Annotated in this window: 15 protein-coding genes; 8 read left to right on the plus strand and 7 right to left on the minus strand. The window is 47.6% G+C overall.

All coding sequences use genetic code 11. The features are described from left to right. Positions 1–235: 235 nt before the first annotated feature. A complete protein-coding gene (rimI, locus tag NDA06_RS06925; RefSeq protein WP_347277014.1) occupies positions 236–886 on the minus strand; it encodes a ribosomal protein S18-alanine N-acetyltransferase in 651 nt (216 codons plus the stop codon). 71 nt (positions 887–957) lie between these two features. On the opposite strand from rimI, the gene lysA reads away from it, so the two are divergent. From lysA to NDA06_RS06940, 3 genes are all read left to right on the plus strand, one after another. Next, positions 958–2,424, plus strand: coding sequence for a diaminopimelate decarboxylase (lysA, locus tag NDA06_RS06930; protein ID WP_190985182.1), 1,467 nt, complete (start codon positions 958–960; stop codon positions 2,422–2,424). Between the two features lie 517 nt (positions 2,425–2,941). Beyond that, the gene (cdaA, locus tag NDA06_RS06935; RefSeq protein WP_190412044.1) at positions 2,942–3,856 is read left to right on the plus strand and encodes a diadenylate cyclase CdaA; all 915 of its coding nucleotides are present in this window, start codon (positions 2,942–2,944) and stop codon (positions 3,854–3,856) included. Beyond that, the gene (locus NDA06_RS06940) at positions 3,853–4,602 is read left to right on the plus strand and encodes an isoprenyl transferase (protein ID WP_190985181.1); all 750 of its coding nucleotides are present in this window, start codon (positions 3,853–3,855) and stop codon (positions 4,600–4,602) included. Before cdaA ends, NDA06_RS06940 begins: the two co-directional genes overlap by 4 nt. Before the next feature lie 97 nt (positions 4,603–4,699). Here NDA06_RS06940 and NDA06_RS06945 read toward each other — a convergent pair whose 3' ends face one another. Next, positions 4,700–4,972, minus strand: a complete 273-nt coding sequence (locus NDA06_RS06945) for a DUF3143 domain-containing protein (RefSeq protein WP_190412046.1) — start codon at positions 4,970–4,972, stop codon at positions 4,700–4,702. Between the two features lie 38 nt (positions 4,973–5,010). After that, complete coding sequence (locus NDA06_RS06950) at positions 5,011–5,622, minus strand: J domain-containing protein (RefSeq protein ID WP_190985180.1); 612 nt, start codon at positions 5,620–5,622, stop codon at positions 5,011–5,013. Between the two features lie 168 nt (positions 5,623–5,790). Here NDA06_RS06950 and NDA06_RS06955 point away from each other — a divergent pair, with 168 nt between their 5' ends. Then, entirely contained in the window at positions 5,791–5,922 is a 132-nt protein-coding gene (locus tag NDA06_RS06955; protein WP_277879603.1) for a hypothetical protein, read from the plus strand. A gap of 184 nt (positions 5,923–6,106) precedes the next feature. On the opposite strand, the gene NDA06_RS06960 is transcribed toward NDA06_RS06955, so the two are convergent. From NDA06_RS06960 to NDA06_RS06970, 3 genes are read right to left on the minus strand one after another with little or no spacing between them, the layout of a single operon-like run. Next, positions 6,107–6,349, minus strand: coding sequence for a hypothetical protein (locus tag NDA06_RS06960; RefSeq protein ID WP_190985179.1), 243 nt, complete (start codon positions 6,347–6,349; stop codon positions 6,107–6,109). 2 nt (positions 6,350–6,351) lie between these two features. Further along, the gene (locus NDA06_RS06965; RefSeq protein ID WP_190985178.1) at positions 6,352–7,761 is read right to left on the minus strand and encodes an O-antigen ligase family protein; all 1,410 of its coding nucleotides are present in this window, start codon (positions 7,759–7,761) and stop codon (positions 6,352–6,354) included. A gap of 30 nt (positions 7,762–7,791) precedes the next feature. After that, positions 7,792–8,634 (minus strand): YaaW family protein, encoded by an 843-nt coding sequence (locus tag NDA06_RS06970; protein ID WP_190412048.1) that lies wholly within the window; start codon positions 8,632–8,634, stop codon positions 7,792–7,794. A gap of 80 nt (positions 8,635–8,714) precedes the next feature. Here NDA06_RS06970 and NDA06_RS06975 point away from each other — a divergent pair, with 80 nt between their 5' ends. From NDA06_RS06975 to NDA06_RS06985, 3 genes are all read left to right on the plus strand, one after another. Further along, positions 8,715–9,833, plus strand: a complete 1,119-nt coding sequence (locus NDA06_RS06975) for an FAD-dependent oxidoreductase (protein WP_190682617.1) — start codon at positions 8,715–8,717, stop codon at positions 9,831–9,833. A gap of 17 nt (positions 9,834–9,850) precedes the next feature. Next, complete coding sequence (locus NDA06_RS06980) at positions 9,851–10,366, plus strand: GrpB family protein (protein ID WP_190525499.1); 516 nt, start codon at positions 9,851–9,853, stop codon at positions 10,364–10,366. Between the two features lie 421 nt (positions 10,367–10,787). Further along, entirely contained in the window at positions 10,788–11,759 is a 972-nt protein-coding gene (locus tag NDA06_RS06985) for an orange carotenoid protein N-terminal domain-containing protein (protein WP_190438806.1), read from the plus strand. Positions 11,760–11,933: 174 nt separating this feature from the next. On the opposite strand, the gene NDA06_RS06990 is transcribed toward NDA06_RS06985, so the two are convergent. After that, a complete protein-coding gene (locus tag NDA06_RS06990) occupies positions 11,934–13,301 on the minus strand; it encodes a CCA tRNA nucleotidyltransferase (protein ID WP_190682620.1) in 1,368 nt (455 codons plus the stop codon). A gap of 174 nt (positions 13,302–13,475) precedes the next feature. On the opposite strand from NDA06_RS06990, the gene NDA06_RS06995 reads away from it, so the two are divergent. Continuing rightward, positions 13,476–13,724: a Ycf34 family protein gene (locus NDA06_RS06995; RefSeq protein WP_190438801.1), complete on the plus strand. Its 249-nt coding sequence runs from the start codon at positions 13,476–13,478 to the stop codon at positions 13,722–13,724. Positions 13,725–14,041 lie beyond the last annotated feature (317 nt).

The raw sequence follows: 14,041 nt of genomic DNA on the forward strand, positions 1-14,041 counted from the left end.
GATTCTAGCATAGGGTTTTTATCCGGCTGTCACATTGAAGATAGATGAAATCTATCCCGCGAGATTTTTCTGACTTTGTTAGTAGAACTCAGCGATCGCTAGTCTCTCGCTACTATCTAAAGTTAGAAAATTGACGGGGCAAAAAAGTGAGTAAATTGACACATTGGCAAAAAACGCCAGTTGAACCACCATGTCCCCTACAACCTTATAACCGAACCTTATAACCGTCAACCTTCTATTCTTGAACTTCATCGGCTTCCAAGAACTGCCGATGAGAGTAACGGAAGCGATCGCCAATTGAGGAATGCCAGTCGCTTAAGGTTTGCGGAAATTCGGGTGCTTGAAGACCGCTACGCCACAAAATCAAAGCATCTTCGCCCGTATCTTTGTAATAGCGCCGACGCCTACCAACTTCCTGAAACCCAAATTTCTCGTAGAGAGACTGGGCAGGTCGATTCGATGCTCTCACCTCCAGCGTTGCCCACTCCAACCGGCGCTTCCAGGCTTTTTTGAGCAAGGCATAAAGCAGTGCCTGCCCCAAGCCCTGACCCCGATAGTTGGGATGTACTCCCAAAATCGTAATGTGTGCCTCCTCTAAGATTGCCCAGAGACATCCGATGCCCACGAGCGATCGCTCTAGAGGCGGAGCTCCTTCCGGACTCAATGCAGTCGGGGCGGCGTTTTCCCCCACGTACTGAGTGGATTGACCGATTACCTCTGGTTCCTTGCCGCTAAATTCTTCTATAACTAGCAAGTCACTATTGGGACTTTCTAACTCTCGCTTGTAACCGTCTAGAGTCCAGAGTTGACCAAAACACAGTTGGTCTAGTTCCACTACCGCCAAGAGCTGCTCTGCTGTCAGCGGCTGAAGTTGCAAAAAAGTCACAGTTTTCAATTGTAGACTGAAAAACAAGACGCATTCACGCCTGTTAAGCATCCAAGGACAACTATTAGATCATGTTATCGACTCAACCAGTCGGGGTTCAAAATTCTGGACGGCAATATTTACCGCTTACGCCTACAACCCGTACAGACGCAAATCATCACGTCAGTGTAGATCGCTCACCCAATCAGGAACTTTTGCCCCTGACGTCTGGGGTTAACAGCCGCGACTGCCTGGAAATTGGTGGTTGTGACGTCACGAAACTCGTGCAGCAATTTGGTTCGCCCCTTTATATTTTGGACGAAGAAACGCTGCGGACAGCTTGTCGTCAATATCGGGATGGTTTAAGCCGCTATTATGGCGGTGAATCTCAGGTACTGTATGCTTCTAAAGCCTGGAGTTGTCTAGCCGTTTGCGCGATCGCTGCGAGTGAAGGCTTGGGGATCGATGTCGTCTCTGGCGGCGAACTCTACACGGCGCTGCAAGCTGGCGTCAGTCCCGACAAAATTTATTTTCACGGCAATAACAAATCCCGTGAAGAACTGACTCTAGCGGTTGAAACCGGCTGCACGGTTGTAGTGGACAACTGGTTAGAGCTACGCACCCTCGTGGCTTTGGAATCGGGACAAGCGCCTAAGGAATCAGAGGTTAACCCCTCTAATCATCCAAAATCCAAAATCCGGATCATGCTGCGGTTCACCCCTGGCATTGAATGTCACACTCACGAATACATCCGCACCGGACACCTCGATAGCAAATTTGGCTTCGATCCTAACCAATTAGAGGAAGTCTTTGCTTTTATCAGCCAGCAGTCAACTTTAGATTGTATCGGGTTGCACGCCCATATCGGTTCCCAAATCTTTGAGCGCCAACCCCATCACGATCTCGCAGGGGTTTTGGTGGAGTGGTTTAAAAAAGCAGCCACCAATGGATTGCCCGTCAAAGAGTTAAATGTCGGGGGTGGCTTAGGAATTCGTTACACCGAATCAGACGATCCTCCCAGTATTGACGAGTGGGTAAAAACTGTCAGCGATGCCATTACCGCAGCCTGCCAATCCCAACAAATCCCCTTACCTAAATTATTGTGCGAACCAGGGCGATCGCTCATTGGGACTGCCTGCGTCACCGCCTACACCGTAGGCTCATCAAAGGTCGTTCCAGACATCCGCACCTACCTATCCGTTGATGGCGGAATGTCTGACAATCCCCGTCCCATCACCTACCAATCCCTGTATCGAGCCGTTGTTGCCAACCGGATGTCGGCACCCTTGACAGAAACTGTCACCCTTGCCGGTAAACACTGCGAATCTGGAGACATTCTGATCAAAGAAGCATCGCTACCGAAAACTGAGCCGGGAGATATTCTCGTCGTCATGGACACAGGTGCCTACAATTACAGCATGGCTTCTAATTACAATCGCCTGTCTCGTCCAGCAGCGGTTTTAGTAGGTCGAGGAGAAGCTAATCTGATTTTGCAGAGGGAAACCTACCAGGATGTAATTCGGCAGGATCGTCTCCCTGAGCGATTAGTAGTTAGTTAGATTGGGAATTTTTTGCACCAATGCGGTCAACTAAAATCCCTGCCGCTTAGTCTCTTCTCACTCAAAGGAGGGAGGCTTTTCTCCCCTTTCGTCAAGGGGGGCAGGGGAATACATATACATAGCCCTCATGTCAAAGAGCATGAGGGCTATGTAGGGGCGCACAGCTCACGCAAACGCTCTTACCATGTGTGTTGAACGCAATGGAAAACCGCTTATATAGTCGATTGATGGAAGATGTCAGTTATCGGAAAATCCTACGACTCACTACCTAATTCGCTACTACCCAAGGGGGCGCTTCAGCTAAAATCGAGCTTTAAGGGAAAAAGAAAGTAAAAAATAGAAGCAGTAATTAGCTATTAACTGTTTAGCTGGGACGTAACCACAGGTACACTAGATTTAGACTCTAAACAGTTAATTCAAGCCAATAGCTAACTGCTCTCCTTGCTTTTTACATTCTTGCCTTCTGCCCTTAAACTCGCCCGTATCCAGCAAACTTCAGCAAATCTGATAAGGTTCAATGAATTTGGGTCCCGGTCAAGACCCTCCCGGAACTTCGACCTTGTTGCTTCAAAGCATTGATATTGTTTTAGTTCTCATCCTCACGTATCTGGTGCTACTCTTTATCGGGGAGCGTCGCACATTGTGGATGGTACGGGGTTTGATTGTCTTAATGCTAGCCTCAGCCGTGAGTAATCGCCTGGGGCTGGTACTGTTGAGTTTTGTTCTGGAAAAGTTGGTAGTTGGCTCGGCTGTGGCGATGGCTGTCATTTTCCAGTCAGAATTTCGTCGGTTTCTGGAACAATTGGGCAGGGGAGAACTGATGCAGTTGCTGCAACCCTCCCGACGAGCGATTCCCAAAGCAGATAGTGTTATTGATGAAATTGTGGATGCGGTCAAAGAATTGTCTCAAAACCGCACGGGTGCTTTGATCGTACTGGAAACGACCGGGCCAATTGATGAGCGGGATTTTTCCGTTCAAGGCGTCAAATTAAATGCTGAGGTTTCTAAGGAAATCCTACAAACTATCTTTCAAACATCTACGCTCCTGCACGACGGCGCAATATTCATTAGTGGCTCCCGCATTGTTGCCGCTGGGGTGATTTTGCCCCTTTCTGAGCGGACGGCATCGCGACAGCTGGGGACGCGGCACCGGGCAGCAATGGGAATTACGGAGCGGGTCGAAAATTGCCTATGTATCGTTGTATCTGAAGAAACCGGCTCTATTTCTTTAGCGGAGAGGGGGGGACTGAATCGCCCCCTAACCAGCAGTAAACTGAAAGAACTCTTAGAGACGCGATTCTCCACGTCAAGCGAAGAGAGGGCCGTCGCCCCCGGTCTACGCAGTTTGGGACGTCAGATTAGCGATCGGGGAAAGGCACTGGTTTCGCGTTTGCTTCGTCTTCCACCACCGGGTTCTCGTGACAAGAAATGACTTCAAAATCAACTGTCTTACAAAATTTGCCTGCTGACCTCGATCGAGACCGCCTGCCCAAACATGTGGCAGTAATCATGGATGGAAATGGTCGATGGGCCAAACGCCAAGGGCTACCTCGAATTATGGGTCATCGGCGGGGGGTCTATGCGCTGAAGGATTTACTGCGCTGCTGTAAGGATTGGGGAATTCCAGCGCTGACTGCTTATGCGTTTTCTACGGAAAATTGGAAACGACCGCTGGAAGAGGTTGATTTTTTAATGACCTTGTTTGAGGGGGTGTTGCGGCAGGAACTCCGGGAAATGGTGCAGGAGAATGTGCGAATCAACTTTATGGGAAATTTAGCCGATTTACCGCGAAGTCTCCAGGTAGAAATTGAGCGGTCAATGGCTGAAACTCAGCACAATGCCAGCATTCAGTTTACTGTGGCAACTAATTATGGGGGACGCCAGGAAATTCTGCAAGCTTGTCGAGCGATCGCGACTCAGGTGCAGGAAGGTATTTTACAGCCTAATGAAATTGATGAAGCTTTGTTTTCACGCCACCTCTATACTGCCAAAGTTGGCGATCCCGACCTGCTGATTCGCACCAGCGGGGAAATGCGCCTCTCGAACTTCCTGCTGTGGCAATTAGCTTATGCGGAACTCTATATCACAGAAACGCTGTGGCCTGATTTTGACCGGGCGGAGTTTCACCGGGCTTTGTGTGCCTATCAACAGCGCGATCGCCGTTTCGGCAAAGTCTGAAGATTGGCAAAGTTGAATAAATTTGTAGAGACGCGATATATCGCGTCTCTATTTTCAGTGATTTCTTGACTTCAAAACTCAAAACTCAAAACTTTTTCTAAGGACCTGCAAAAACAGCGTCTTCTACATCTTGGCGAGTCAGAGAATATTTGAAGGAGCGCAGGATATCTCGTCCGCCTTCACCCGCTTCTAGATAGCGCACGGTTAGCTCCTCCACATCTAGAGACAGCTCTGCTTTCCAAAAAGGTCTAGCAATGTGCCAACAGTGCAGCTGAGTTCGGTCTTGTTGACATCCCATCTTTTTGAGCCACTGTTCAATATCAGGTAAGGGATGGTTATAGAGGGGCGTATCAGCAGTGGGAAGAGTCATAAGTCGTTTTAAGTTGGCTAGGGGCGGATTTTCCCAAATTATCTGTCATCCGGCAAGTAGATTGAATCAACTCGCTTGTTTTGAGGGATGAGTGGGGCAAGGCGAGACCCAGATGCCACGGGTTTAGATAGATGATGAGGATGAATAGGAAGATGAGGCGACGCCTGCTGCTCGACTGGTTGCAGGGTTTCTAGCCCGGAAACCTGGAAGGCGGCTTCTCCTCGCGTTAAGCCAATGGCGATCGCTAACAATAGGCAACCCACAAAGGTTAAACCCATAATGAATAGGACAAAAATCTCTCCTGGAGAGAGGGGGCGATCGGTTGGATCTAAATAGGCTGAGGAAGAATATGCCTTTTTTGCTTGGGAAACCGAAGAATTCAAGTTTGGCGGTGCTTGAATTACGCTAATGCGGGAATAGCCAATTTTTAGGTCATAAGCCAGTCGCCGTTGTGGATTGCTGAGAGTGGAATAGGCTTCGTTTAGCTGCTGGAACTTAGCCGTTGCTATGTTAGCAGGCAATTCTGTGGTATCAGGATGGTAGGATTTGCTTAATTCTCGATATGCCCGCCGGATTTCGATTGGCGACGCCGAAGGATGCAGCCCTAGCAAAGCGTAATGACTGGTCGCTAAGGTTGTTTGATACGGCATCCTGCGACCTTGACTATTCAGATTTTCCCTGTTTTGAGTCACCGCAGCTTCACTCTGCTTGGTTAAGAGTGGTTTTCAATTATTCTAAGCGATCGCATAGGACGCCCCACATTATCTCGTCACATCAAATACTTGCCGTTGCGGGGTATACAAGGAGATTGGGAAAGAATGCGATCGCCCTTCTCCTGTGCTGCGGTAGGTGCTAATCAGTGTTTAACTAATCAGTGTTTAAATGGTTGCTATTTATCCGATGAAGGACGCGCAGGGCATCCACAAGATGGTCGCCCCAATGAACAATAAAATGGAACTTCCAATGCCAGATTGCATAGTTAACGTGACCTCGCTCGAAGGCAACAAAACCTTCTTTGAGATATCGATATATATCCCTTAAATCGTCCCTTAAATCGCCTACAACAACCTCATTTTACACTAATATATTAAAAACTTCCCAATAACAATTGTATTGACCCAGCTTGCTTTGAATTCATTGATAAATTTTAGGTACACCTTCGGTAATTTTAAAACTATCTATCATTTCTTGTTCATCAGTAATAATATTAACCAACTCCATAACTGCTGTGTAATTTTTTGCAAGTGTTTTAGATATTTGCCTAATAAACCGATGTGTCTCTATAGCTTCTTGTTGCTCAATCAAGGTGCAAACTTCTGTTCCAATTTCGACAAAGTTAATAATTATTTCTTGCCTGGTAATATAGTTATAATTCACGATCATGATTCCTCTATAAAATTAGTAGCGATCGCTCTCTTTTGATAAACTGCTCCGCAAATGGCTGCTAATAGCAACCATCCCAAGGTATTCACCCGTAAATCAAATATACTTACATCTACTACATTAAATAATGTACAGGCACCAAAAGCGACTAAATAACTGAAAAGAATTAACCTATTTTGTGGAGACGAGATTAGTCTCATCTCTGCCAATAGTAGGGCAGCTTGAACCATCACCCAGCCAACTAAACCGCAGAAGAAAATGGTTGCGGGGATGCCAGTTTCAGCCGTTAGCATTAACAGCAAGCTGTGAGGATGTCCCAGCCAGACTTTCATCTGTGCCTCGTAAAGTGGCGTAAAATTCCTTAAACCCCAGCCAGTCCAGGGACGTTGCTGAGTCATCGACCAAGCAAACTGCCACTGAGTTGTCCGTAACAACGCCACGGGTCGATCTGGATACATTTGGTCGGTGAGTCGCGCCCAAAAGTAATAGGGGACAATCGTGCGAAGCCATTCGCGCACGGGTGAAGGGCCAAAAGCTGCCCAGAGGATGCTAGTAGCGATCGCCCCCACTCCTGCGATTAGCCAACGCCAACCTTGATAGAAGGCAAAGGCAAGACAGCTAAGAACAACAATCGCCCAAGCATTGCGGGAATTCGTCAAAATCAGTGCAGCAGCATTTCCAATTACCGCTACACTTAGAAACCCGATTCGCCAGGTAATCGGAAAGGGAAAAATATATTTTGTTTTAGCTTTTGCTTCCGCTCTTTTTTCTAGCGTGGCGGTACGTAAGCGGCGAGATTGGGGCGATCGCTTTTTGCTTTCTTCAATCCACAATCCCAGCGCCAGAATAAACACAATTTGCAGATAGGCTGCCAAAATATTGGCGTACATAAACACCGAAGCCATCCGCCCGATGGGATTCCCTTTAGGTTGCAGCGCCCAGCCTACAATACCTTCCAATAGCGCTGGGCTAGCCCAACCCATGAATATCTGTCCGAAGCCAAGAATCACCACGGGTACGGAAGGTAGCACCAAAATCCAAGCTAACCGTCGCAGTTGTGCTGGTGTCTGAATGAGTTCGCTATAGGCAGCAAAAAAGATGAAAAAGGGGAGGAAATTAAACAATCCCAGCAAGGCTTCTAAAGGAAAAGGGGCGAAGCTAGCTGAAATAATTACCCAGGCGCAAAAGATAGCGAATCCGCGATTGAGAGGGCGTCGGATAATTGTGGGATATTTTTTTCTCCAGGTGCCGACTAATCCGATAAATATTCCAATAGCACCCAGAATAGGAATCAAGGGAAAAATTAGGAACCCCAGTTGAGCATAGTTCCAAGATGCTTGCAAGCTGGGGTCGGGATGCCGACTTAAAAATGGGAAATTAAAAATTAAAAACGGGGATTTCTTCATTTTTAATTTTTAACTTTTGACTTTTAACTCCTAAGCAGGTTCCCAGCATTCGGCACGAGTTAGGCGAATTTGCGCTAAGGCAACGATAATAGGGATAATCCGACCGTAGTTGGTCGCGATCGCTCTCCAGCCCAAATCAGCAAAAAACCACGCCCACATCGCAGGTCCCACCAACGCAAATACACTGCGGATGGCACCATAACGGGCAGCACTCATCGCCATCCCACGCTTAGCTGTTTGCAGTACCACGTAATTTTGGAACTGTGCAGCAGCAGCAGCACTGCCTTGGATAACAGTTTCTTTGGCGACTTGATAGCTAGCAAAATGAATCGCAAACTGACGGGCAAGTTGTTGTAGCAGCAGCGGCTGGACAATGGAACTAACGGCAAGGGCACTACCGCCCTTAACGAGTAAAGCCATTGGGTCGTGTTGCAACTGCACTGGCAGGGGTTCGGAGAGTTGAGACTTTGCTAGCGATCGCTGTACTCTGGCAGTTAACGCTTTCTGTTCGTGTCGAGGCATTTGTTTCCACGCCCGACCCATCAGATTGAGAAATACTTCTGCTTCTAAATCAGTTGTCGAAAGTTTTGCAGAATAGGGAATTTTTAGATATCGACAAACTTGGATCAAAATTTGTCGATAAGTGACTTCACCCGTGCGTCCTCGCAAAACTGTCACTCCATCCGCCGCTAAAAAGCGAAATCTCTGCTCGATCGCATCCAACCAATCTTCGTGATCTTGGCTTTGAATGTCGATCGGGTCAGGTGTCTGAACGTAATCTAAGGGGTTAAATTTGCGGCGAAATAGAATATCTGTCAGTTGCTGTAACTCTTCTTCTGTGGCTAATTCCAGCGCGGCTCTCAGCTCGTCCAACTTCAATTCCTCCCAGACCCCAGATTCGGTGCTGTCCCTTATTCTACTTCTATATACTTGAAGACTGAGGGTTATCCGTAGTGTTTGATGTCGCCGTAATTGGTGCGGGTATCGCGGGACTGACCGTTGCTCAACAGTTGCACCAAGCTGGATATAAAGTGGTCGTCGTTGACAAATCTCGTGGCGTTGGGGGAAGGGTGGCAACGCGCCGATTGCAGGGGACTTGTGCCGATCATGGCTTGCGTTATTTAGAACCCCAAGGGCAGTTAACTGAGAAGTTTATTGATGTTTTGCGGGTGAAGCAAAGCGATTTTGAAGGAAATTGGGGGATTGTTCAAGCCTGGACGGATACTATTTGCGGGGAATCAGCAAAGCCGAATTCATCCTCGATCCGTCCCCGTTATGTGGCACCAATGGGGATGAATGCGATCGCTAAATTCCTCGCCACAGGTTTAGAAATGCGGCTGAATCAACGGGTTCAAGAAATTACCCCAACTGATGAGAAAACTTGGCATTTCACTTTTGAGCCGAAAGCCGACCCATTAATTGCTAAAGCTGTTGTCGTGGCAATTCCAGCGCCTCAAGCTTTGATGCTACTGGAACCCTTAGCCAAAACCATACCAACTCAATTTCTAGATAGTTTACGCGCTGTGGAGTTTGACCCCTGTCTCAGTGTAATGGCGGGTTATCCAGCTTCTCGACAGCAAGATTTAAGTAATGCAGAGACGGTAAATTTCCCGTTACACCTAGATGTTACACAGGACTCTGACTTAGCGTGGATTGGTTTAGACAGCAGCAAACGCCCCAATCCCCAGATACCAGTCTTTGTTTTGCACAGCACCGCTGAATTTGCAAACCGTTACCTGGACGCCGAAGATTTAAACCCAGCGGCAAGCCAGATGTTATCTCGCGCCGCCCAGTTACTCGTTCCGTGGCTGGATTCTCCCGAATGGTTTCAAATTCATCGCTGGCGCTATGCTTTCCCCAGTCGTCCTTTGCATCAAGATTGGCTGGACGCTGGGACACCATTGCCCCTAATTTGTTGTGGCGATTGGTGCGGGGGAAACTTGGTAGAAGGGGCGATGAATTCTGGATTAGCCGCCGCCGTCAAGATTAATCAACAGATGGAAATGCGAAGCTTGCCGGGGGAAAGTTTTTTAGAAGCCCTCCAGCAAATATCCGGTAGGAGCGATCGCTAAGGAGTTAATTTAAACCGATGCAAGATTTTATCCAAGTGGTTGATTACGATACCAATTGGCCTATCCAATTTGAGGAGGAAAAACTCCAAATTCTCCACGCCCTCGGTGATGCTGTCTTGGACATCCACCATATTGGCAGTACCTCAGTGCCAGGATTAGCAGCTAAACCAATCATTGATATTCTCGTAGGCTTGGAGGAGTTACCACCCAGCGTCGATCAGATTACATCTGTCGAAACACTCGGCTATCTCTACCAAGGTGAGTTGGGTGTTCCAGGACGGCACTTCTTTCGCAAAGGGATGCCCCGCACTCACCATCTCCATCTGGTGAAACGAGGAAATCAGGTTTGGGAAAACCAGCTGATCTTCCGCGATTTTCTCAGGGCGCACCCAGAGAAAGCGAAGCAATACGATGCTTTGAAGCGCGAGTTAGCGGTACAATTCCGGCTAGATCGAGAAGGCTACGTCCAGGCAAAGGCTCCTTTAATTGAGCAGCTACTCTCAAATGCTAGGGCATGGCGGCAAATTATCTAAGATAAGCAGCGATCGCTACCCGGCGAAAGTTTTTTAGAAGCGATCTCTTAGCATTGCCCGTTTTAACGTTACACAGCCAAATACAACTCTGTTACGGCAAAAGAGCAAACTGCCCAAAGTAGCGATCGCTGCTTGTCTGCCATTAGCTGCTAGTGATTTTCAAGGCGAGAGCGTTCATCAAACACCAGTATTTACAAACCGTTTCATAACATTTGGGGGATGGAAATTGCCATCAACCCTAGGCCCTGTATGGATAAATCCGATTCTTGGCAGCCTTAGATGGTGCGACCTCTGTCTCCCCCAATGTAAAGAAAACTTTACATTTTGTAATGTTTTGTTATATGTTTTAAGACAGGAGACAAAGATTCGTAACCCAGAAGTTTCTGGATTAATAGTTTTAACGAATCTAAATAATGCATCCATGACTTCATCCACGACTTATACGATTGAGTCCGCACAGGGCATTTTCCCTGGAACTCAGATTGCTAATGCGGTTCCAGCTACCACGGAAGCTTTCGATAAGCTCAGCGTTGACGATCAACTGGCATTACTCTGGTTTGCCTACACCGAAATGGGTGTTTCAATTACTCGCGCCGCCACAGGAGCCGCCCGCATGATACTAGCGGAAGGTTTACTAGCCCAAATTAAGCAGATGCCAGCTGCCGCCCAAACGAAAGTGATGGAGGATCTTGCTAACCGTGCTGACACTCCCATCAGCCGTTCCTATTCTTCTTTCAGCGTCAATACCAAGTTGGGTTTTTGGTATGAGTTAGGAGAGTTGATGGCACAGGGTATTGTCGCTCCCATCCCAACGGGATATCAAATGACGCCTGAAGCCGCAGCAGTCCTAGAAACCATCAAGAAACTCGATCCGGGTCAGCAAATTACAGTTTTGCGGAATACCGTCATCAACATGGGATTTGATCCGGCTCTCAACGATTACGCAAAACCCGAAGATCCCTATATAGCACCCACCGCCCTAGCTTCTCGTCCGAAGATCAGTATTGATGGCATCAGTGAGCCTACAGTGCTGAACTATATTCAAAACATGAACGCATTTGACTTTGAGGCGGCTGTGTCTCTATTTGCGGAAAAGGGAGCATTGCAACCGCCCTTCCAGAAGCCAATTGTCGGTCGTGCAGCGATTTCTGCATATATGCGCGAAGAATGTCAGGGACTCAAGATGATGCCACAGAAAGGCGTCTCTGAGCGCATAGAAGATGGCTATACCCAGCATAAAGTCACAGGCAAAGTAGAAACTCCTTGGTTCGGTGCCAGCGTTGGCATGAACATTGCGTGGCGGTTCTTACTCGATCCTCAAGGCAAAATTTTCTTCGTGGCGGTTGACTTATTGGCGTCCCCGAAAGAACTCCTAAACCTAACTCGTCAGTAGGACGTTAGGTACAGTTGCTGAGATAAGATAAGGCACAAATAATCGCCTTAGCAACAAGAACTGTAGGGTGCTGCTCCTAGCACCCTACATTTTTGCTTGAGTCTGCAAGACATCAAATTTTTCACCAAACCACTCATAACGCCCAAATAATTCTCAAAAAGTATTGTAAAAGTTTTACGGCTCTTCCAGTAGTTGCGAAACTAATTTTATGGCTTCTGCGGGAGTAGAGATTTTACCTTCAGCGCGTGCGAGTCCGATAGCGGTGAGAAATTTACCAACTTGTGGCCCAGATGGGAGATTGAAAGTTTGGATCAAATCTTTGCCGGTGATGAGGGGCGCGGGATGAGCAACAGGGTCGTCAGGAGTCAGATAGCGGTTGATGAGGGGTGTCAATTCTGCGACAGATATCCCAGTGGCTACAGCCAGAACGAGGATGACTGGGAAAACCTGTCCGGCTTCTCGAAAAAACAAATACTGCTCTCCTAAAGACATCTGGGATGGTTGCAGCTGCGGCAATAATTTGAGTGCAGTGGTAATGGCGCGAATTTCAGCGCGGCTGTATTTTAAATTCAATAATTGGGTTTCAGCAGCTTCCGGCACGGGTGACAACAATATCGCCAGCTTCGCAATGCCCAACCAAGAAGTTTTTAAGGTATCGCCTACCAAGCTAGATAAAAAGATTGCTAACTCATGCCATGTTTCTCCCAGCAATACCGCTGAACGTTCAACTGCTGGCAAGATTGTAGAGACATTTTCGGAACCTCTCCCCCAAACCCCCTCCCCGTCAACGGGGAGGGGGCTAAGAGGTGGAGTTATTAACCTCGCGATTGTTCCCTCCGTTTGCAGGGGAAGGTTCGGGAGAGGTTGGGGACTTGAGGCACTGGGAAACCAAGTTGCGAGTAAACCATCCTCAACGGCAGTAATTATCCAAGGAGTGCCTTCAGAAGTGTTAAGGAGATAGGCAAACTCTGCTTGCACTCGTTCTGCCGATACTTGCCCCAGTAAAGGTGCAAGTTGCCGAATTGCTGATTGGGTATCCGACTCAATCGTAAAATTTAGTTGGGCAGCTTGGCGGTACGCTCTTAATAGCCGTAAAGGGTCATCTTGCAGATTTTTGGGGGAAACCATCCGAATGATGCCCTGTTGCAAATCTGCATAGCCACTAAGAGGGTCGATGAGTTCGCCAGTGTAAGGATTGTAAGCGATCGCATTCATTGTATAGTCGCGCCGCTGCAAATCGATTTCTAAATTTGACCCTTCGGCTTGGGCAATATCAACGGTTGCTTGCTCAAATACGACTCTGGCAATCTGTCTCTGGGCATCTAACAACACAAACCCCGCTTTGTAGCGACTGGCAATCTTCCGCGCTGTTTTTACCGCATCTGCCAGTAAGACAAAATCTAGATCCCGGTACTCGCGGCGGCGTCCCAGCAAAGCATCTCGCACAGCACCCCCCACCATATAAGCGGGTTCCGGGAGCAATTCCAGGCTAAAAGGCCAAGTTTTTGGCGATAGGGTAGAGGTGTCTGTGTTTAAGTGCATCTGTATACTTACCCCATTTAGATAATTTTCCGAGTCCACGCACAGGAACAAGCGTTTGTGTGTCTGTGAATTTATTCGCCTCAAAGACACATTGCAATAAAAATCAACCCAATAGGTAATTAATAGACGTGTTGACTGAGCTAGATTAACAGAAAAGCCTCTGGAGGCTGTCCTATGTGTATTTGTGTTAACTGCCAATACGTAGACCGCTGCACCACCTATCATGCGGTAGAAATGCAGCATCAGGTGCCTCATCTAACTGAAGATCCCGATTTTGAAGCCACTGAACCCACCATCAATGTCAATATCCGCACCGAGGGGGAAATGATTGAGATGGAATGGGATGTTGTGGGTTGTCTCAGCTTTAAGCGGGAAACCGGCAAATGGGCGCGGTTGCGTCCCGGCGAGTTAGTGCCAACCTGAAAATATCTAAATCAGATTGCGCTAAGCTACGCTGTTTTACAAACTTTAACGCGACGGCTACTGCTTGCCTCAGTAGCCGTTTTGTTGCATTTAGGCAATTCAGGCGACTGCATAGAGTCGAACTTACTCAGAAAAATCGTTGACTTGTCAATAATTGCTCAGATACAGACGACCCGCGTAACAATTGGCTAAGAATCTGAGCTGTTTTAGAGTTATTGCAGTAATTAATAAACTAATGCTTTTTTATCTTCTTGCAGCAATGATCCCTTAGCAAGTAGGCAAAAATGAAGAGAACTGGTGAGAAACGGGTGGAGATG

Source organism: Trichocoleus sp. ST-U1, from assembly GCF_039961835.1.
Taxonomy (GTDB): Bacteria; Cyanobacteriota; Cyanobacteriia; order Cyanobacteriales; family FACHB-T130; genus FACHB-T130.

Bases quoted from the DNA above. Each gene is read 5' to 3' on its own strand.
- lysA (WP_190985182.1), top strand. From the start codon at position 958: ATGTTATCGACTCAACCAGTCGGGGTTCAAAATTCTGGACGGCAATAT.
- cdaA (WP_190412044.1), top strand. From the start codon at position 2,942: ATGAATTTGGGTCCCGGTCAAGACCCTCCCGGAACTTCGACCTTGTTG.
- NDA06_RS06940 (WP_190985181.1), top strand. From the start codon at position 3,853: ATGACTTCAAAATCAACTGTCTTACAAAATTTGCCTGCTGACCTCGAT.
- NDA06_RS06945 (WP_190412046.1), bottom strand. From the start codon at position 4,972: ATGACTCTTCCCACTGCTGATACGCCCCTCTATAACCATCCCTTACCT.
- NDA06_RS06950 (WP_190985180.1), bottom strand. From the start codon at position 5,622: ATGCCGTATCAAACAACCTTAGCGACCAGTCATTACGCTTTGCTAGGG.
- NDA06_RS06955 (WP_277879603.1), top strand. From the start codon at position 5,791: ATGCGATCGCCCTTCTCCTGTGCTGCGGTAGGTGCTAATCAGTGTTTA.
- NDA06_RS06965 (WP_190985178.1), bottom strand. From the start codon at position 7,761: ATGAAGAAATCCCCGTTTTTAATTTTTAATTTCCCATTTTTAAGTCGG.
- NDA06_RS06980 (WP_190525499.1), top strand. From the start codon at position 9,851: ATGCAAGATTTTATCCAAGTGGTTGATTACGATACCAATTGGCCTATC.
- NDA06_RS06985 (WP_190438806.1), top strand. From the start codon at position 10,788: ATGACTTCATCCACGACTTATACGATTGAGTCCGCACAGGGCATTTTC.
- NDA06_RS06990 (WP_190682620.1), bottom strand. From the start codon at position 13,301: ATGCACTTAAACACAGACACCTCTACCCTATCGCCAAAAACTTGGCCT.
- NDA06_RS06995 (WP_190438801.1), top strand. From the start codon at position 13,476: ATGTGTATTTGTGTTAACTGCCAATACGTAGACCGCTGCACCACCTAT.